We start from the raw sequence: 18,467 nt of genomic DNA, 5'->3' as shown, positions 1-18,467 counted from the left end.
TTTTACCAGACATTGCTGCCAGCCCCTGTAGAATGCCCACCATCGATTCGCTGATGAGAAAAGAACATGTACGATTGGCTGAACGCCCTGCCCAAGGCTGAACTGCACCTGCATCTGGAAGGCTCGTTGGAGCCTGAGCTGCTGTTCGCCCTGGCCGAACGCAACAAGATCGCCCTGCCATGGAGCGACGTCGACACCTTGCGCAAGGCCTATGCCTTCAACAATCTGCAGGAGTTTCTCGACCTGTATTACCAGGGCGCCGATGTGCTGCGCACCTCCCAGGATTTCTACGACCTGACCTGGGCCTACCTGTTGCGCTGCAAGGCACAGAACGTGATCCACACCGAACCGTTCTTCGACCCGCAAACCCACACTGACCGTGGCGTGCCCTTCGAAGTGGTGCTCAACGGCATCGCCGCCGCCCTCAAGGACGGTGAGCAGCAACTGGGCATCACCAGCGGCTTGATCCTGAGCTTCTTGCGTCACTTGAGCGAAGAGCAAGCCGAGAAAACCCTCGACCAGGCACTGCCGTTTCGCGATGCCTTCGTGGCCGTGGGCCTGGACAGTTCGGAGATGGGCCATCCACCGAGCAAGTTCCAGCGTGTGTTCGACCGTGCGCGCAACGAAGGCTTCCTCACCGTCGCCCACGCTGGCGAAGAAGGTCCACCCGAGTACATCTGGGAAGCCTTGGACCTGCTGAAGATCCAGCGCATCGACCATGGCGTTCGGGCCATCGAAGATGAGCGACTGATGCAGCGGATCATCGACGAACAGATTCCGCTGACCGTGTGCCCGCTGTCCAACACCAAGCTGTGCGTGTTCGACGACATGTCGCAGCACAACATCCTCGACATGCTCGAACGCGGCGTGAAGGTGACGGTGAACTCCGACGACCCGGCGTACTTCGGCGGCTACGTCACCGAGAACTTCCACGCGCTGTACACCCACCTGGGCATGACCCAGGACCAGGCCAAGCGCTTGGCGCAGAACAGCCTGGATGCGCGGTTGGTTAAACCTTAAGCGTCACCGAAATCCCTGTGGGAGCGAGCTTGCTCGCTCCCACAGGGGATAGCGTTCAATCGGCGACTGTCACTTCGCTCAACTCTTCCAACGTCTTGCCCCGCGTCTCCATCCCGAACAACCAGACCACCCCCGCCGCCACGGCAAAACACAGCGCGCCCAGGGCAAATACGCCGCCCTGCCCGGTGATGGGAAAGACCAGCCCGGTCACCAGTGGCCCAAGCAGCGAACCGACGCGCCCGACCGCCGAGGCAAAGCCCGAGCCCGTGGCCCGGGCCGAGGTGGGGTACAGCTCTGGCGTGTAGGTGTAGAGCACCGCCCACATGCCGAACAGGAAAAACTGCATCAACAACCCGGTACCGATCAACAGGCTGACGTTGCCGCCAAACACCGCGCTCTGGCCATAGAGAAACGCCATCGCCCCACCGCCCAGCAGCGTGATGACGCACACCGGCTTACGCCCCCAACGCTCCACCAACCAGGCCGCCATCAGGAAGCCGGGAATTCCGCCCAAGGAAATCAGCACGGTGTAATACACCGACTGAGTCACGGCGAACCCCGACTGCTGCAACAACGCGCTGAGCCAGGACGTCAGACCGTAGAAACCGAGCAAGGCAAAGAACCAGACGCTCCAGATCATCATCGTGCGCTGGCGATACAGCGGTGACCAGATCTGCGCCAGTGCCGAAAAGAAGTTGCCCGGTGCGCTCTCAACCCTCGGCAAGCGGATCGGCTCCGGCAAATCCTGACGCCCCAGCGAGGCGCGGACCTTGTCTTCGATTCGCTTGAGCACCGCATCCGCTTCGTTACCCCGTCCGGCTTGCTCCAACCAGCGCGGCGACTCAGGAATAAAGAAGCGAATCACCAGGACAAACACCGCCGGCACCGCCAGCACCAGGAAGATGTCGCGCCAGCCAATCACCGGCAGCAAGAAATACGACAGCACACCCGCCGCCACGAAACCCAGCGGCCAGAAACCGTCCATCAAGGCAATGTAGCGACCCCGACGCTTGGCCGGAATCAACTCCGAGAGCATCGACTGGGCAATCGGAAACTCCATGCCCATGCCGACACCCAGCAGGATCCGAAACAGTGTCAAGGTCTCGATGTCCTGGGCGGTGGAGCACAGGTAACTGGCGACGCCCCACAACACGATGCTCCACTGGAACACCGGTTTGCGCCCGAAACGATCAGCCAGCATGCCCGACAGCGATGCCCCCAGCACCATGCCAAAGAAGCTGGAGCTGGCCAGCAAACCGGCCTGGGCGCTGCTCAGGCCGAACTCGGTTTTGATCGAGCCCAGCAAGAACGTCATCATGGCCAGGTCCATGGAGTCGAAGAAAAACGCCAGGGCAATAATGATGAAAATAACCCGGTGATAGCCGCTGATGGGCAGCCGCTCCAGGCGCTCCGCCGCGCTGTAACCTTGAATATCCATGTGCATCCCCCAATCCGATAGTTCCCCGGACCGAGTGTGCGCGAACCTGGCCGATGGTTATTGCTGGATGCGACCTGCCGACAACCCTGGACGACGTGTTATAGCGCCATCTCCACAGCCTCTTGCCTGGCGAACCGGTGGATTTCCTGCTGGCCGAGCACCGTCACTTGCAAGGCCCGCGAATCATTGGGCAGGCTCAACCAGCCCGATTGCATGAACAGTTGCAGCAACCCAGCCCCCAGCGCGCCGCCCAAGTGCGGACGACGTTCGCTCCAGTCCGGGCAGGCGCAAGCGATGCGGGCATTACGATAGGCCAGTGCCTGGATGAACAGGCCATGCCCGGCGAACTGATTGGCGCCCTTGTGGGTGACGACCACTCGCTGGTCGCACTGCTCGATCCATCCGCCGTCCAGCAGACGCTGGTACAGATCGGCGGCCAGGGTTCCCCCCAGGTGATCGTCGCAAAGCCTGGCCCGTATCAACGAGGCAGGGGCAGATGGCGCCTTGCTCGGCATGACCCCGCGCTTGAAAACGTCCGGAATCTGCCGCGGCGTACTGGCCAGGGTCGCGCTGGCCAGCGCTTCGACGGCAGCACCGATCTCGGGCGCTGCCAGGCGGAAAAACCGCTTGCGGCCCCGGGCTTCGACTTTCAACAGGCCTCCGGCGGACAGGCGTCCCAGATGAGCGCTGGCCGAAGACGGCGACAGCCCGGCCAGCAAAGCCAACTCTTCAGCCTGCCGGGCCGTGCCGTCCATCAAGGCCCACATCATTGCGCTGCGCTTGGGGTCGGCCAGCAGCGTGGCGATCTGGCTGATGCAAGGTGCATGTTCCATGTATTCACTCCCTGTTGAATCATTCGTCTACCGCTCTGGCGCATATTGACCAGCAATGGGGCCGCCCAAGGCGACCCGACCGCTGCAAATAGCGCGACGCCGCGCTGGATGCCGCGCCGACTCAGGCGGCCGCTAGTATAAGCGGGGCGTTCAAGGTTTCCTGTCCTCCGGAAACCTTTGGAGGCGATTGTTCGTGAGGGAAAATTCTCTATTTGCGCGCGACTAATGGCCGGGCCCTGTCGATAGCGGAAATTGGGCCGTCAACGCTGCGCAACGAGCCTGGAGCATTTCCCGCAAAAGGTTGATCGGTTTGCTCAGTTGCGCCCGATGGGCACACAACAAATTGAGCGGCGCGCGCTCGCATTGCAGGTGCGGTAAAAGGATTTTCAGACGCCCGGCCAGCACATCGGTGGAGACATCCAGCCACGACTTGTAGGCGATCCCCGCACCTGCCACCGCCCAGCGCCGCACCACATCGGCATCGTCGCTGAAACGATCACCGCTGACAGTGAGGCTCACTTCCCGCTTGCCATCATGAAAACACCAACGGTCATGCACCCGGGTGCCGAGCATGTACAGCAAGCAGTTATGTTGGGCCAGTTGTTCCAACTGATGGGGCTCACCGTGGCGTGCCAGGTAATCCGGCGACGCGCACAACACCCGGTAGTTATCCGCAGCAACAGGCAAGGCCACCAGGCTCGAGTCTTCCGGTTCGCCATAACGCAAGGCAATGTCCACCGGTTGCTTGAACAAGTCGGCGATGCGATCGCCCAGCAGCAGCCGCACCGTCAGCCCAGGATGCTCGCGCTGGAACGCATCCAGCCAGGGCAGCAGCAGGTTGCGCCCCAGGTCCGACGGCGCGGACAACTGCAACACTCCGCTGACCTGGTCCTGGCCGCTGGTCAACAACCGCCGGCCTTCGTCGAGGCTGCTTAATGCGGCCCGGGCATATTCGAGAAAGCCTTCGCCCTCGGCGGTCAGCCGCAAGCTGCGAGTAGAACGGGCCAACAGTCGCGCGCCCAGGTGTTGCTCGATGCGCTTCAACGCAGCACTGGCCACCGCCGCCGACAGGTCCATGACCCTGGCCGCGGCCGAAAGACTGCCCAGATCCGCCGCCCGGACAAACAATTGCAAGTCATCGAATCGAAGCATGACAATTCCATTATCAAAAAAATATTGAAAGAGCCTGTTCTTTTAGCCGGTTTTATCTCGCCAATAAATAGCTAACCATGAGCGCCATCGAACTCACCTCACGGAGCTGCTTCATGAAAGCCATCGCCTACTACCATTCGTTGCCCATCAACGACCCACTGTCGCTACAAGATATCGAACTGCCGGAACCTGTCGCCGGCCCTCGGGACTTGCTGGTGGAGGTCAAGGCCATCTCGGTGAACCCGGTGGACACCAAGGTCCGCCAGAACGTCCAGCCCGAAGACGGCGCTGCCAAGGTACTGGGCTGGGACGTGGCCGGCGTGGTCAAGGCGGTGGGCAGCGAAGTCACGCTGTTCAAGGCTGGCGACAAGGTGTTCTACGCCGGCTCCATCGCCCGGGCCGGTGGCAACAGCGAGTTGCATGTAGTGGATGAGCGCATCGTCGGCCACATGCCCAAGACCCTCGGTTTCGCCGATGCGGCGGCGCTGCCACTGACGGCCATCACGGCCTGGGAGTTGTTGTTCGAGCGGCTGCACATCCAGGAAGGCCAGGGCGACCAAGGCCAGAGCCTGTTGATCGTCGGCGCTGCGGGAGGCGTGGGTTCGATCCTGACGCAGTTGGCCAGCCAGCTCACCGGGCTCAAGGTCATTGGCACCGCTTCCCGCCCGCAGACCCAGGATTGGGTGCGAGGCCTGGGCGCCGACCTGGTAATTGATCACAGCCAGCCGTTGAGCGACGCGCTGAAAGCAGCAGGCCAGCCTCAAGTGACCCACGTTGCCAGCCTGACCCAGACCGACCAGCATCTGGATCAGTTGGTCGAAGCCTTGGCGCCCCAGGGCCAATTGGCGTTGATCGACGATCCCAAGGCGTTGGATGTGACCAAGCTCAAGCTCAAGCGCAAGAGCCTGTCGTTGCATTGGGAGTTCATGTACACCCGCTCGCTGTTTGAAACGGCCGACATGATTGAGCAACACAAACTGCTCAACCGGGTGGCGGCACTGATCGACGCCGGCACCTTGAAGACCACCGTCGGCGAGCATTTCGGCACCATCAACGCCGAGAACCTGCGCCGGGCGCATGCGCTGCTGGAGAGTGGGAAGGCCAAGGGCAAGATTGTGCTGGAAGGCTTCTGACCACCGAGGGCCTGACTCCTGTGGGAGCAAAGCTTGCTCGCGACAGAGGCAACCCGGTTTCTATCAGACCGCGTCACCGTTTATCGCGAGCAAGCTTTGCTCCCACAGAAAATCCCATGCCGTCAGTCTGAGAATTGACCCTTGTCACAATTACGATCGCATTCCGGTCTACACTCGAGACCTTTGCAACGCAATCTTTTACGTGAGGAGGTCAGCAATGAAGATCCTGATAAAAGAAGTGGCAAAATCCCAATGGCAGGTGCGCCTCGACCAGCACGTCGTAACCTTCCGCACCGAGGCCGAAGCCCAGGCCTTCACCAAGACCCTGCAAGCGCGACTTCACGCGCCCCATCATTTCCCCGAACAGCAACAGCGCGCAGCCAGCTGAATCAAACCTGGCGACTGGCCTCGACCAGCGCCCGGGCATTTTGCAGGCGGCGGGTCAGCACAGCTGCACCCACCACCAACAGCCCGCACAGGCTGATGACCAGCGCCATCGGCACGGCGGTGCCGTCATGCAGCGCCGCCACCAAGGCGGCTGCCCCGGCAGCCACGGAAAACTGCAGGCAGCCCAGCATCGCCGAAGCACTGCCGGCCCGGGCGCCCTGCCCGTTCATGGCGCAGGCCGATGCATTGGGAAGGATGCAACCGAGGCTGGCGATACAGATAAACAGCGGGATCAGCAACGGCCATAACCGTTCCGGTTGCAAAGCGCTGACGGCCAGCAGGCTCAAGCCGGCGCCCAGGTAGATCCATACCGCGCGACTCAACAGGAAGGCCGGGCCACGCTTGGACAACAACCGGGCATTGACCTGCGCCACCAGGATGAAGCCCGCTGCGTTGATACCGAACAACCAACCAAAGTGTTCGGCCGGTACTCCGTAGAGCTTGATGAAAACGAAAGGCGAGCCGGCGATGTAGGCAAACATCCCGGCGATGGCGATGCCCCCTGTCAACGCATGACCGAGGAACACCGAATCGGTCAATAGCCGACCGTATTGGCGCAGCGCACCTGACAACGGTTGCCGAGGCACATGGTCCGGCAAGCTTTCCGGTAGCCACAGGGCCACCGCTGTCGACGCCACTGCGCTGAACAGCGTCAAGCCAATGAAAATCGACTGCCAGCCATACAGGTTCACCAACAACCCGCCGAGCATCGGCGCGAGGATCGGCGCCAGCCCCATCACCAGCATCAATTGCGAGAACACCTTGGCCGAGCCCACCGCGTCGCACTTGTCGCTGACCACCGCCCGGGAAATCACCATCCCGGCGCAGCCACCCAGGGCCTGGACGAAGCGGGCACCGATCAGCCATTCGAGGCTCGGCGCGTAGGCGCAAGCCAGGGACGCCAGGGTGAACAAGCCGATGCCAACCAACAACGGAATACGTCGTCCGAAGCGATCCGCCACCGGCCCATAGGCCAATTGCCCGATGGACAACCCGAGAAAATAAGCCGCCAGGGTCAACTGGATGTGTTTTTCGTCGGTGCCAAAGGCGCTTGCCATCGCCGGGAAGGCCGGCAAATAGAAGTCGATCGCCAAGGGACCGAAAGCGCTCAAGGCGCCAAGAATCAGAATGGTACGGAGGTTCATCGGGCGTCCAGCTCAGGCGTCAGTCAGCAGCCCGACAGTCTAGCCCTGCCGGGCGCCCTTGAACATTCCGATAGGTCGCTAACTATTAAAAATCTTCAGGCGGCGCTGACCTCATACCCCTCTTCTTTGATGGCCTCGAGCACGGCATCGGCCGGCAGCGAGCTTTGCACCTGAACGGTCTTGGCGCCCAGGTCGACTTGCACGTCGGCCGCCGGATCCTTGGCCTGGACCGCCTGGGTGATCGCCTTGACGCAGTGACCACAGGACATTCCCTGAACATTGAAGGTTTGCATGAGATGACTCCTTTGGATGAGGTTTCCAATAGCTTCAAGCTTGCCATCATGGCAAGGTCAAGTTCTGGCGAAAACTGCCGGGCTGGCAATCGGCACCGCGCTCAGCCAAGCTGCACATATCAAGGATTTCACACCGGAGGTTCAGCCATGCGCTGGTCAGCGTTCAGCCTGTTTTGCATGCTCGGTTTTTCAGCGGTGGCCCCCCAGGCATCGGCCACCGGCGAAGATTTCGGCGTACTGATCATTTCCCGCGAGCGCCTGGAAGTGGCGACCTCCTGCGAAATCGGCATTTACGTTCAGGATCAGCTCTCGGCGCGGCTGTTCCAGGAGCAGAGCACCTCGTTCAACTTGCCACCGGGTCAATTCTCCTTGCGCCTGAAGTTGCTGCCGGGGCAGGCGCCGGGATGCAATCCGGGCATGCTCGCGCCCGGGTCGCAGGAAATCACACTCAGGGCCGGCGATATCCTGAAGTTCCGCATCGCCATAAATCAACAAGGCATGTACCTCAAGCAGGCTGGGCTCGGTTACTGACACCCTGCTCCCACAAGGGATATGTGCATGCTTTTGGATTGGCGCTTGACCTTGCCAGCATGGCAAGGTTGATCCTGTAGGCATTCACTACAGGGAGCCTGAGCGATGTCCGAATCCACTACTTTCGATCTGCCGATTACCGGCATGACCTGTGCCAGCTGTGCCGGGCGGGTCGAACGGGCCTTGAGCAAAGTTGCCGGCGCTGGCGCCGTGAGCGTCAACCTGGCGACCGAACAGGCGCGGGTCCAGGCGCCCGAGGGCAGCCTGCCCGCCTTGAGACAGGCCGTCGAACAGGCCGGCTACAGCGTTCCTGCTCAAACCCTGGAATTGAACATCGAGGGCATGACCTGCGCCTCCTGCGTCGGCCGGGTGGAACGGGCCTTAAGCAAAATCGCCGGTGTGGGCAGCGTCAGCGTCAACCTCGCCAACGAACGGGCCCATGTCGAATTGCTCGGTCAGGTTGACCCGCAAACCCTGATCGATGCCGTCAAGCGCGCTGGCTACGATGCCAACATCTGGCAGGCCGAGCAGCCTCGTGACAGGCAAACCAACCGTTTGAACCGTGAGCGCCTGGCCCTGGTGCTGGCGATTTTGCTGGCCGTGCCGTTGGTGCTACCGATGCTGTTGCAGCCGTTCGGCGTGTACTGGATGTTGCCGGCCTGGGTGCAGTTCGCCCTGGCAACGCCAGTGCAATTCATTTTCGGCGCGCGGTTTTATGTCGCCGCCTTCAAAGCCGTGCGCGCCGGGGCCGGGAACATGGACTTGCTGGTAGCCCTGGGCACCAGCGCCGGCTACGGCTTGAGCCTGTATGAGTGGGTCATCGCCGGTCCCGGCAGCATGCCACACCTGTATTTCGAGGCCTCGGCCGTGGTGATTGCCCTGGTATTGCTGGGCAAATACCTGGAAAGCCGCGCCAAGCGCCAGACGGCCAGCGCCATTCGCGCTCTCGAAGCCTTGCGGCCGGAGCGGGCGATCCAGGTGGTTAATGGCCAGGAACGAGACGTCGCTATCAGCGCCTTGCGCTTGAATGACCTGGTGCTGGTCAAGCCCGGCGAGCGCTTCCCGGTGGACGGCGAAGTGCTGGAAGGCCAGAGCCACGCCGACGAAGCGTTGATCAGCGGCGAAAGCCTGCCGGTGCCCAAACAACCCGGCGACAAAGTCACCGGCGGCGCCATCAACGGCGAAGGCCGGCTGCTGGTGCGCACTCAGGCGCTGGGCGCCGAAACCGTCCTGGCGCGCATTATTCGCCTGGTGGAAGACGCCCAGGCGGCCAAGGCTCCGATTCAGAAACTGGTGGATAAAGTCAGCCAGATCTTCGTGCCGGTGGTATTGGTGCTGGCCCTGGCGACGCTGATCGGCTGGTGGCTGTACGGTGCGCCGCTGGAAACCGCGCTGATCAACGCCGTTGCCGTGCTGGTGATTGCCTGCCCGTGCGCCCTGGGTCTGGCGACACCGACAGCGATCATGGCCGGCACCGGCGTGGCCGCGCGCCACGGCATTCTGATCAAGGATGCCGAAGCCCTGGAGCGCGCCCATGAAGTCGATACGGTGGTGTTCGACAAAACCGGCACCTTGACCTCCGGCACGCCGCGCATCGCCCATTTGAGTGCCCTTGATGGTGATGAAGACACGCTGCTGAAAATGGCCGGTGCGCTGCAACGAGGCAGCGAACACCCCCTCGCCAAAGCGGTGCTGGACGCCTGCGCCGAGCGCGGCCTGGACGTGGCGGATATCAGCGACAGCCAGACCCTGACCGGGCGCGGTATTGCCGGCAGCCTCAACGGTCGCCGCCTGGCCTTGGGCAACCGGCGCCTGCTGGACGAACTGGGCCTGAGTCCCGGTACGCTGGCCGAATCGGCACAGGCGTGGGAAACCGAAGGCCGGACCCTTTCGTGGTTGATCGATCAAGACGCGACGCCACGGGTGCTGGGCCTGTTCGCCTTCGGTGACACGCTCAAGCCCGGCGCCCTCGCGGCCGTACACGCTTTGAATGAACGCCACATCGCCAGCCACTTGCTCACCGGCGACAACCGCGGCAGCGCCCGGGTGGTGGCCGAGGCGCTGGGAATCACAAACGTCCATGCCGAAGTACTGCCGGCGGATAAGTCTGCCATCGTCCAGCAATTGAAAAGCCATTCGGTGGTGGCGATGGTCGGCGACGGCATCAACGATGCCCCGGCCCTGGCTGCCGCTGACATCGGCATTGCCATGGGCGGCGGCACTGACGTGGCGATGCACGCCGCAGGCATCACCCTCATGCGCGGTGATCCGCGACTGGTGCCGGCGGCCCTGGACATCAGCCGCAAGACCTACGCCAAGATCCGCCAGAACCTGTTCTGGGCGTTTGTCTATAACCTGATCGGCATTCCCCTGGCGGCGTTCGGCTTGCTCAACCCGGTGCTGGCCGGCGCGGCCATGGCGCTGTCGAGCGTCAGCGTGGTGAGCAATGCGTTACTGTTGAAATTCTGGACACCCAAGCACCTGGAGGACAAGCGATGAACATCGGCCAAGCGGCCCGCCAGAGTGGCCTGAGCGCGAAGATGATCCGCTATTACGAATCCACCGGCCTGCTCAAGGCGGCCCATCGCACCGACAGCGGCTACCGGATCTACGGTGCCGATGACCTGCACACCCTGGCGTTCATCAAGCGCTCCCGGGACTTGGGGTTTTCCTTGGAAGAGGTCGGCAAACTGCTGACCCTCTGGCAGGACCGCCAACGCGCCAGCGCCGACGTCAAGGCCCTGGCCCGGCAACACATCGACGAACTGAACCAGAAAATCCGCGAACTGGCCGAACTGCGCGACACCCTCCAGGACCTGGTGGAACACTGCCATGGCGACCACCGCCCAGACTGCCCGATCCTCAAGGAACTGGCGTCGGGGTGTTGCCAGGAAACCGCGCACGCCTGACAGCCCCTGGAACACTCAACCCCCTTGTGGGAGCGAGCTTGCTCGCGATGACGGCAGTCCATTCAACATCGATGCAGGCTGATCCACCGCTATCGCGAGCAAGCTCGCTCCCACAATGGATCTGCGGTGAGGCTGAGTTTTTTGGCAGCCATAAAAAACCCGGCCTTGGCCGGGTTTGTGGTTCAACCGATCACTGCATCCAGGGCGGAGGCGGTTCTTCGGTTTTGCCGGGTGGGGCATCGTCGGCGGCGCGAACGGCTTGCCGACGTTCCTCGTCCAGGCGGGCGGCCTCGATCTCGCGCATGATCCCGCCAACGTCCGCCAATTCTTCCGGCTCGTCGAATTCGCCAGTCAGCACACTGGCCGGGTGCAAGGTTCCGGCTTCATACAGCGCCCACATCTCCTTCGCGTACTTGGTGCGCCTGAGCTCCGGCGCAAACCGACCGAAGTAGGAGGCCATGTTGCCCACGTCCCGTTCCAGCATGCTGAAGGCATGGTTGTTACCCGCGGCATCCACGGCTTGCGGCAGATCGATGATCACCGGGCCTGTCGGCGTGAGCAGTACGTTGAACTCCGACAGGTCACCGTGCACCAGGCCGGTACACAGCATCAGCACGATCTGGGAAATCAGGAACGCATGGTATTCACGGGCCTGGTCCGGCTCCAGCACCACATCGTTCAGACGCGGCGCCGCATCGCCGTACTCGTCGGCCACCAGCTCCATCAGCAGCACGCCTTCAAGGAAGTCGTACGGCTTGGGCACGCGCACACCGGCGCTTGCCAAGCGGAACAGCGCCGCCACTTCGGCGTTCTGCCAGGCGTCCTCGGTTTCCTTGCGACCAAACTTGGAGCCTTTGGCCATGGCACGAGCCTGGCGGCTGTTGCGGACCTTGCGGCCTTCCTGATATTCGGCCGCCTGACGAAAACTTCGCTTATTCGCCTCCTTGTAGACCTTGGCGCAACGTAGCTCGTTGCCGCAGCGCACCACATAAACAGCTGCTTCTTTACCACTCATGAGTGGGCGCAGCACCTCGTCGACCAGACCGTCCTCGATCAGGGGTTCAATGCGTTTTGGAGTCTTCATCAGCTTTTATTGTGGGTCCTTTATTACCAAACACGCGAATGACAGTCGTTATACGGCAATCCTTGCTCCACGGGGAGGGGTTGCCGACCTATGAACCTGTGATGCACACAATGTGCCGGATCAGATCGACCGAGCCGAATCATAGCCGAGACCGGGCGTGACACTGACAACTGAATGCACAGGTATTTGCGACAAGAGCTGACAGTCATGTCGGCTATCCGGGTTCAAGACTTGAACAACTCCCCCGGCGTAAACCCGAACATCCCCTTGAACGCCACGATAAAAGCAGACGTAGAATCATACCCACAGGACAACGCCGCGCTGGTCACGCTATCGCCCTTCTCCAGCGACCCCAGGGACGACAGCAAGCGCACGCGCTGGCGCCAGGCGCGAAAGCTCAGGCCGGTTTCACGCTGGAACAGGCGCATCAGGGTTTTTTCCGATGTGCCAAGGCGTTCGGCCCAGGCTTGCAAGGTGACGTTCTGCTCGGGCCGTTCGATCAGTTCGTTGCACAGCCCCAGCAGGCGAGGATGTCGAGGCAGCGGCAGGGAAAAACCCACTTCCGGCAGGGTTGCCAACTGGTCGAGCAACACCTGCACCAGGCGCTCCTCCCGGCTATCGCCCTGTGGATAATCAGCCGGCATCTGACAAAAAACCTTGATCAACTCCCGAGCCAGCGGCGTGACCTCCAACACCCGGCAGCGCTCATCGGCCCATGGGCAGGCTTGGCGATGGACATACAGGCTGCGCATTTCCGCCCGGGTGGAGGTCACGACATGATGCTCCAGGTCAGCCGGGATCCAGATGCCCCGCTGTGGCGGAGCGAAGAAGCTGCCCTCAGCGGTGTGCACGCCGAGAACGCCACTGATAGCGTAGGAAAACTGCACCCAATCATGCCGATGAGCTTGCGTCCAGGAGCCGGCGCTCAAGCTTTCAACACGGGCATACAGCGGCCTCGGCAATTCCGTCAGGTCGGGAATGCGCCGTTCGAGCTGCTGGTGTCCGTTAGTCGGCATTGATTGGCCTTATGTCGCAAGACGACTGGTGGGGACGACGTTAGGCTAAGTCGACTTTTCTTACAACTTGCGGTGCCCTATGCATATCTTCAGACACCTCAAACGCATGGTGACCGACTGGTTCCTCTGCGGCATGTTGCTCGCCACGCTGCTGGCGTATTTCTTTCCAACCTTTGGCGCCAGCGGCGGCGCCATGCACGCCGAGTGGGTGGTCAATATCGGCATCTTCGTGGTGTTCTTCCTGCACGGGGTCAACCTGTCCGGCGAGCAGATCCGCCACGGCCTGAAAAACACCCGGCTGCACCTGATGGTGCAGGGCTTTACCTTTGGCGTGTTTCCGTTGCTCTGGCTGCTCAGCAACTGGCTATTGGGCAGTCATGTGCCGTCGCTGCTGATGCTGGGGTTCTTTTACCTGTGCGCCCTGCCCTCGACCATTTCCTCCTCGGTGGCCCTGACCGGCAGCGCCGGCGGCAATGTGCCGGCAGCGATTCTCAACGCGAGCCTGTCGAGTGTACTGGGGGTGGTCCTGACGCCGTTGCTGGTCAGTTTCGTGGTCGGCAGCGGTGCCGGCGGCATTGACTTGGGTTCGACCTTGCTCGACCTGTGCATGATGTTGCTGCTGCCGCTGGTACTGGGACAGTTCCTGCGGCGTTGGCTGGCGGGCTTTTTCGGTCGGTACAAACGCTACACCAGCGTCATCGACAAATTGGTGATCCTGCTACTGGTCTACGCGGCGTTCTGCAATTCGATGGTGTCGGGGATCTGGCAACAGCAAGGCCACGGCGTGTTGCTCAGCGCGGTGATCGGCAGCGCCGTGCTGCTGGCAATCATTTTGTGGATGACCACCCGCACCGCCCGGGCCCTGCGGTTCAGCAACACCGATGAAATCGCGGCGGTGTTCTGTGCCAGCAAGAAGTCCCTGGCCGCCGGGGTGCCGATGGCGGCGTTGATTTTCGGCAACAACCCCGGCCTGGGATTGATCCTGTTGCCGATCATGATCTACCACCCGTTGCAGCTGATCGTTTGCTCGATCCTCGCCGAGCGCTACGCCAGCCAGCAGCGGGCACTGGCGTCTCAACAGGACGGCGCGATCCTCACCGCTCGATAATCGCCGTCACACCCTGGCCGGCGGCGGCGCAAATGGAGATGAGCCCCCGGCCTCGCCCCGCCGCATCCAGCAACTTGGCGAGGTTGGCGACAATTCGTCCGCCCGTGGCGGCAAACGGGTGCCCGGCGGCCAGGGAACTGCCCTTCACGTTCAAGCGGCTGCGGTCTATGGTGCCCAGCGGCGCGTCGAGGCCCAGGCGGGTCTTGCAGTAATCCGCGTCCTCCCAAGCCTTCAACGTGCACAGCACTTGGGCGGCAAACGCCTCGTGGATCTCGTAGTAATCGAAGTCCTGCAAGGTCAGGCCGTTACGCGCCAGCAGTCGCGGCACGGCGTAGACCGGCGCCATCAGCAGCCCTTCGGCGCCATTGACGAAATCCACCGCCGCCGTTTCGCCGTCCCGCAAGTACGCCAGGATCGGCAGGCCACGGGCCTTGGCCCATTCTTCGCTACCCAGCAACACCAACGAGGCGCCATCGGTCAGTGGCGTGGAATTGCCCGCCGTCATCGTGCCCTTGGCGCTTTTTTCGAAGGCGGGTTTGAGGGAGGCGAGTTTTTCCAGGGTCAGGTCCGGGCGCAGGTTGTTGTCCCGGGTCAGGCCGAGAAATGGCGTCATCAAATCGTTATGCCAACCTTCGGCGTAGGACGCGGCCATTTTCTGATGACTGTCCAACGCCAATCGATCCTGCTCTTCACGGGGAATCTGCCAGGTCTGCGCCATCATTTCACAGTGCTGACCCATGTTCAGGCCGGTGCGCGGCTCGTTGATACGCGGCAGGTCAGGAACGAGGTGCTGGGGGCGCAGTTGCAGGAAGGTCTTGATCTTGTCGGCGGTGGTCTTGGCGCGATTGGCTTGCAGCAGAATCCTGCGCAGCCCCTCATTGACCGCAATCGGCGCGTCCGAAGTGGTGTCTACCCCGCCAGCAATGCCGCTGTCGATCTGGCCCAGGGCGATCTTGTTGGCCACCAGCAGCACTGTCTCCAACCCGGTGCCGCAGGCCTGTTGTACATCATAGGCCGGCGTCATGGGTGACAACCGCGAACCGAGCACACATTCGCGGGTCATGTTCATGTCCCGGGAGTGCTTGAGCACCGCACCGGCGGCAACCTCGCCGATGTGCAGGCCATGCAGGTTGTAGCGCTCGATCAGCCCCTCGAGGGCAGCGGTCAGCATCGCCTGGTTGCTGGCGGTGGCATAGGGCCCGTTGGAGCGGGCGAAGGGAATGCGGTTACCACCGATAATCGCGACGCGGCGTAGCTGTGTCATGAAAAACTCCCTGTGCAGGTACGAATGCGCTAATAGTCCTGCACAAGCTTAGGCTTTATCTCGCCAATCGAACGACTGATTGCCAATCATGGTCCACACTTTCAACCTCATCAGCCGGAGTGTGTTCCATGTCAGACCGTTATATCGACTTCGCCAATTCGCCCATTGGCCTGCGTCTGGTCGGGGCCCTCGGCCTGCCATCACCGGTGCGTCTGGAGCGCTGGCAGGCCGGGCGGCTGCGGCCGATCGAGGGGGCGCTGTTGCTGGGCGGCGGGCCGTTGACCGAACAAGTCGGCACATTCGCCAAGCGCCTGACCGATGCCATTTTCGTCTACGGCGCCGAGCCGACCCTGGCCAGCGAGTGGATCCCCGGCCACGGCCCGAAAATCAAGGCAGTGGTGTATGACGCCAGCCATCTGGTGCAGGCTGATCAGCTCAAACAGTTGCGGGCGTTTTTCCAGCCACTGATGAAAAATCTCGACCGCAACGCCCATGTCGTTATCCTCGGTCGTGCCCCGGAAAGCCTTGGCGATCCGTTCGCCGCCAGTGCCCAGCGGGCGCTGGAGGGTTTCAGCCGCTCCCTGGCCAAAGAACTGCGCCACGGCGGGACGCTGCAACTGCTGTATGTCGGCGACGGTGCCGAAACGCAGCTGGAAGGCGCGCTGCGGTTTTTCCTGTCGCCCAAAAGTGCCTTCGTTTCCGGGCAGGTCATTCGCCTCAACGCCTGCGGCACCCAGGTCCAGGATTGGACCCGACCGCTCACCGGGCTCAAGGCCCTGGTCACCGGCGCAGCCCGGGGGATCGGCGCATCCATCGCCGAAACCCTGGCCCGGGACGGCGCCGACGTGATTCTGCTGGACGTTCCCCAGGCCAAGGCCGACCTCGACGCCCTGGCGGCACGCTTGAGCGGGCGCAGCGTCACGCTGGATATCTGCGCCGAGGACGCCGCCGCACAATTGATCGAGCACCTGCCGGACGGTGTCGACATCGTGGTGCACAACGCCGGTATCACCCGGGACAAGACCCTCGCCAACATGACCCCGGAGTTCTGGGACGCCGTGCTGGCGGTCAACCTCAACGCCCCGCAAGTGCTGACCAAGGCCCTGCTCGACAGCGGCACCCTGCGGGACAATGGCCGCGTAGTGTTGCTCGCGTCCATCAGTGGCATCGCCGGCAATCGCGGGCAAACCAACTACGCCGCAAGCAAGGCCGGGCTGATCGGACTGGCCCAGGCCTGGGCGCCGGCGTTGCAGGCGCGCGGCATCAGCATCAACGCCGTGGCACCGGGCTTCATTGAAACGCGCATGACCGCCGAGATCCCCTTCGCCCTGCGCGAAGCCGGGCGGCGCATGAGTTCCCTGGGCCAGGGTGGCCTGCCCCAGGACGTCGCCGAAGCCGTGGCGTGGCTGGCGCAGCCGGGAACAGGCGCGGTGACCGGGCAGGCGTTGCGGGTCTGTGGGCAAAGCCTTTTGGGAGCATGACCATGACGATCCAATGGCATGAGGTAAGTGGCGCGCCGAGTATGTCCGGGCTGTATGCGAAAGCCGCGACACGGCGCAAAGTCACCGGGAAAACGTTGCCCGAGGAAGGATTGCGCCAAATGGTGCAGGTCAATCAGCAACGCCTGGCGGCCTATCGCAAGGTCTGTGGTTTTACCGAAAACGGTCTGTTGCCGCCGACCTATCCCCACGTCCTGACGTTCGCCCTGCAAATGCAATTGCTCACTGCCCGGGACTTTCCGTTTCCACTGCTGGGGCTGATCCACTTGAGCAACCGCATCCGTGTGCTACGGCCCATGGGCGGCGTCAGCCAGGTAAGGGCCAGCGTCAATGTCGAAAATCTGCAAGCCCATCCCAAGGGCGCGGTGTTCGACTTGGTGACCCGCCTCGATGATCAACTGGGACCGTTGTGGGAAGCCACGAGCCAAATGCTCTGCAAAGGCGTCCAGTTGGATGGCGCGCTGGTGGAAGACTCGCCGCAGGAAAGCCTGCTGTTGACTGAAGTGGCACGCTGGACGGCACCGACGGACATCGGTCGGCAGTACGCCAAGGTGTCCGGCGATTACAACCCGATCCACCTGAGCGGCCTCAGCGCCCGACTGTTCGGCTTCCCCACCGCCATCGCCCACGGCCTATGGAACAAAGCCAGGACCCTGGCGGCGCTGGACGACCACCTGCCCGATGCCAACATCGAGATCGAAGTGACCTTCAAGAAACCCGTGCGCCTGCCCAGTGAGGTGACGCTGCTGGCGAGTGCGGCAGGGTCCAGTGGGGATTTGCGATTGGTCGGGGCTGGGGAGTTGGAGCACATGGTAGGCGAGTGGCGGCCGGTTGGCTGAGATGGGCGCTGCTGCGACAGTTTTTATCGGGTACATACGGGATGAACAGGTCGGCCGCAAAGCCGCCTTCGCGAGCAAGCTCGCTCCCACATGGGTTCCTTGGTGATCATAGAAATTGCATCCACCACCAATCCCTGTGGGAGCGGGCTTGCTCGCGAAAGCGGTGGGTTGGCTTGCTTCGATGCTGGATCTGCCTACCGCGGAGGGTAGTTGGCCAGAATCCGCCCCACGGTCTCACGCACCGCCATGTCGCGATCAGTCGGGTTGGGCGAGTTGCTGAGCATTCGTTCATCACTGCCGCGCCACACCAGCTTGCCGTCCTTGCCGTCGAGCAGGTCGATCTGCACGGTGGCGACTTTGTAGCTGATGTTGCGGGTTTCGTTGTACATCGGCCCACCCCAATAGCCATTCCAGGGGCTGCCCCAACCGCCGCCGTAGTTGGTGGTCACTTGCTGTTGGCGATCCTCGACGATCAGGTAGGCCTGGACCAGCACATCGCCTCGCCCGCCAGCCGCAGCCGGGCGTAGGCCGCGTTGGTCGAGTTGATCGGCCACGGCTTGGCGAATCCGCTGCTCCGTCAGGTCGCTCTTGATCCGCGGATCATCGGGCCGATATTGCAGCGCCGGTTCCTTCCAGCTCCAGCTGCGATAGGCGGCAAAATCACGACTGGTGTCGAAGTCGTGGTTGACCTGGTTGGTAGCACAGGCGCTGAGCAGTACAGCGAACGCCAGTAGAGCAAGACGGCGAAACATGATT

18 protein-coding genes are annotated in these 18,467 nt (G+C 62.3%); 9 read left to right on the top strand and 9 right to left on the bottom strand.

What is annotated here, in order from left to right:
* The first annotated feature begins 66 nt into the window (after positions 1 to 66).
* On the top strand, positions 67 to 1,020 hold the full coding sequence (locus ACWNZ1_RS22355) for an adenosine deaminase (protein ID WP_109752310.1): 954 nt from the start codon (positions 67 to 69) through the stop codon (positions 1,018 to 1,020).
* Positions 1,021 to 1,075: 55 nt separating this feature from the next.
* Here the strand turns inward: ACWNZ1_RS22355 and ACWNZ1_RS22350 are convergent, their stop codons facing one another.
* The 3 genes from ACWNZ1_RS22350 to ACWNZ1_RS22340 all read right to left on the bottom strand — a co-directional run bounded on the left by ACWNZ1_RS22350 (position 1,076) and on the right by ACWNZ1_RS22340 (position 4,443).
* Positions 1,076 to 2,458, bottom strand: coding sequence for an MFS transporter (locus ACWNZ1_RS22350; RefSeq protein WP_456027890.1), 1,383 nt, complete (start codon positions 2,456 to 2,458; stop codon positions 1,076 to 1,078).
* Positions 2,459 to 2,556: 98 nt separating this feature from the next.
* Positions 2,557 to 3,291, bottom strand: a complete 735-nt coding sequence (locus ACWNZ1_RS22345; protein WP_135843526.1) for an ArsR/SmtB family transcription factor — start codon at positions 3,289 to 3,291, stop codon at positions 2,557 to 2,559.
* Between the two features lie 222 nt (positions 3,292 to 3,513).
* Entirely contained in the window at positions 3,514 to 4,443 is a 930-nt protein-coding gene (locus tag ACWNZ1_RS22340) for a LysR family transcriptional regulator (RefSeq protein ID WP_135843525.1), read from the bottom strand.
* A 113-nt stretch (positions 4,444 to 4,556) separates the two neighbouring features.
* On the opposite strand from ACWNZ1_RS22340, the gene ACWNZ1_RS22335 reads away from it, so the two are divergent.
* Together ACWNZ1_RS22335 and ACWNZ1_RS22330 are read left to right on the top strand one after the other, a co-directional pair.
* Entirely contained in the window at positions 4,557 to 5,576 is a 1,020-nt protein-coding gene (locus ACWNZ1_RS22335; protein ID WP_456027889.1) for a zinc-binding alcohol dehydrogenase family protein, read from the top strand.
* 217 nt (positions 5,577 to 5,793) lie between these two features.
* Positions 5,794 to 5,964, top strand: coding sequence for a hypothetical protein (locus ACWNZ1_RS22330; protein WP_256454190.1), 171 nt, complete (start codon positions 5,794 to 5,796; stop codon positions 5,962 to 5,964).
* A gap of 1 nt (position 5,965) precedes the next feature.
* Here the strand turns inward: ACWNZ1_RS22330 and ACWNZ1_RS22325 are convergent, their stop codons facing one another.
* Positions 5,966 to 7,168, bottom strand: a complete 1,203-nt coding sequence (locus ACWNZ1_RS22325; RefSeq protein WP_135843523.1) for a multidrug effflux MFS transporter — start codon at positions 7,166 to 7,168, stop codon at positions 5,966 to 5,968.
* Between the two features lie 95 nt (positions 7,169 to 7,263).
* Entirely contained in the window at positions 7,264 to 7,461 is a 198-nt protein-coding gene (locus ACWNZ1_RS22320; RefSeq protein WP_135843522.1) for a heavy-metal-associated domain-containing protein, read from the bottom strand.
* Positions 7,462 to 7,608: 147 nt separating this feature from the next.
* On the opposite strand from ACWNZ1_RS22320, the gene ACWNZ1_RS22315 reads away from it, so the two are divergent.
* The 3 genes from ACWNZ1_RS22315 to cueR all read left to right on the top strand — a co-directional run bounded on the left by ACWNZ1_RS22315 (position 7,609) and on the right by cueR (position 10,901).
* The gene (locus ACWNZ1_RS22315; protein ID WP_135843521.1) at positions 7,609 to 7,992 is read left to right on the top strand and encodes a hypothetical protein; all 384 of its coding nucleotides are present in this window, start codon (positions 7,609 to 7,611) and stop codon (positions 7,990 to 7,992) included.
* Positions 7,993 to 8,097: 105 nt separating this feature from the next.
* Positions 8,098 to 10,491 carry a heavy metal translocating P-type ATPase gene (locus ACWNZ1_RS22310; RefSeq protein ID WP_135843520.1) on the top strand — a complete coding sequence of 798 codons (2,394 nt, stop codon included), beginning with the start codon at positions 8,098 to 8,100 and terminating at the stop codon, positions 10,489 to 10,491.
* Positions 10,488 to 10,901 (top strand): Cu(I)-responsive transcriptional regulator, encoded by a 414-nt coding sequence (gene cueR / locus ACWNZ1_RS22305; protein ID WP_135843519.1) that lies wholly within the window; start codon positions 10,488 to 10,490, stop codon positions 10,899 to 10,901. The genes ACWNZ1_RS22310 and cueR overlap by 4 nt, the downstream gene beginning before the upstream one ends.
* 190 nt (positions 10,902 to 11,091) lie before the next feature.
* Here cueR and ACWNZ1_RS22300 read toward each other — a convergent pair whose 3' ends face one another.
* Complete coding sequence (locus ACWNZ1_RS22300) at positions 11,092 to 11,985, bottom strand: PA4780 family RIO1-like protein kinase (RefSeq protein ID WP_135843518.1); 894 nt, start codon at positions 11,983 to 11,985, stop codon at positions 11,092 to 11,094.
* 224 nt (positions 11,986 to 12,209) lie between these two features.
* Complete coding sequence (locus ACWNZ1_RS22295) at positions 12,210 to 13,001, bottom strand: AraC family transcriptional regulator (protein WP_135843517.1); 792 nt, start codon at positions 12,999 to 13,001, stop codon at positions 12,210 to 12,212.
* Positions 13,002 to 13,080: 79 nt separating this feature from the next.
* Between ACWNZ1_RS22295 and ACWNZ1_RS22290 the strand changes: the two genes are divergently transcribed.
* A complete protein-coding gene (locus ACWNZ1_RS22290; protein ID WP_135843516.1) occupies positions 13,081 to 14,109 on the top strand; it encodes a bile acid:sodium symporter family protein in 1,029 nt (342 codons plus the stop codon).
* Here the strand turns inward: ACWNZ1_RS22290 and ACWNZ1_RS22285 are convergent.
* Positions 14,096 to 15,373 carry an acetyl-CoA C-acetyltransferase gene (locus ACWNZ1_RS22285; protein WP_135843515.1) on the bottom strand — a complete coding sequence of 426 codons (1,278 nt, stop codon included), beginning with the start codon at positions 15,371 to 15,373 and terminating at the stop codon, positions 14,096 to 14,098. The two genes, ACWNZ1_RS22290 and ACWNZ1_RS22285, sit on opposite strands and share 14 nt — an antisense overlap.
* Before the next feature lie 128 nt (positions 15,374 to 15,501).
* Here ACWNZ1_RS22285 and ACWNZ1_RS22280 point away from each other — a divergent pair, with 128 nt between their 5' ends.
* On the top strand, positions 15,502 to 16,854 hold the full coding sequence (locus ACWNZ1_RS22280; protein WP_265072652.1) for a 3-oxoacyl-ACP reductase: 1,353 nt from the start codon (positions 15,502 to 15,504) through the stop codon (positions 16,852 to 16,854).
* A gap of 2 nt (positions 16,855 to 16,856) precedes the next feature.
* Positions 16,857 to 17,711, top strand: a complete 855-nt coding sequence (locus ACWNZ1_RS22275; protein WP_265072651.1) for a MaoC family dehydratase — start codon at positions 16,857 to 16,859, stop codon at positions 17,709 to 17,711.
* A gap of 194 nt (positions 17,712 to 17,905) precedes the next feature.
* Here the strand turns inward: ACWNZ1_RS22275 and ACWNZ1_RS22270 are convergent, their stop codons facing one another.
* Positions 17,906 to 18,463: a DUF4136 domain-containing protein gene (locus ACWNZ1_RS22270; RefSeq protein ID WP_135843512.1), complete on the bottom strand. Its 558-nt coding sequence runs from the start codon at positions 18,461 to 18,463 to the stop codon at positions 17,906 to 17,908.
* Positions 18,464 to 18,467: the final 4 nt, after the last annotated feature.

The sequence above is a fragment of the Pseudomonas sp. CFBP 5748 genome (assembly GCF_053850495.1).
Note: the sequence above shows the minus strand (reverse complement) of the source record. Positions and strands in the feature narration are given on the sequence as shown.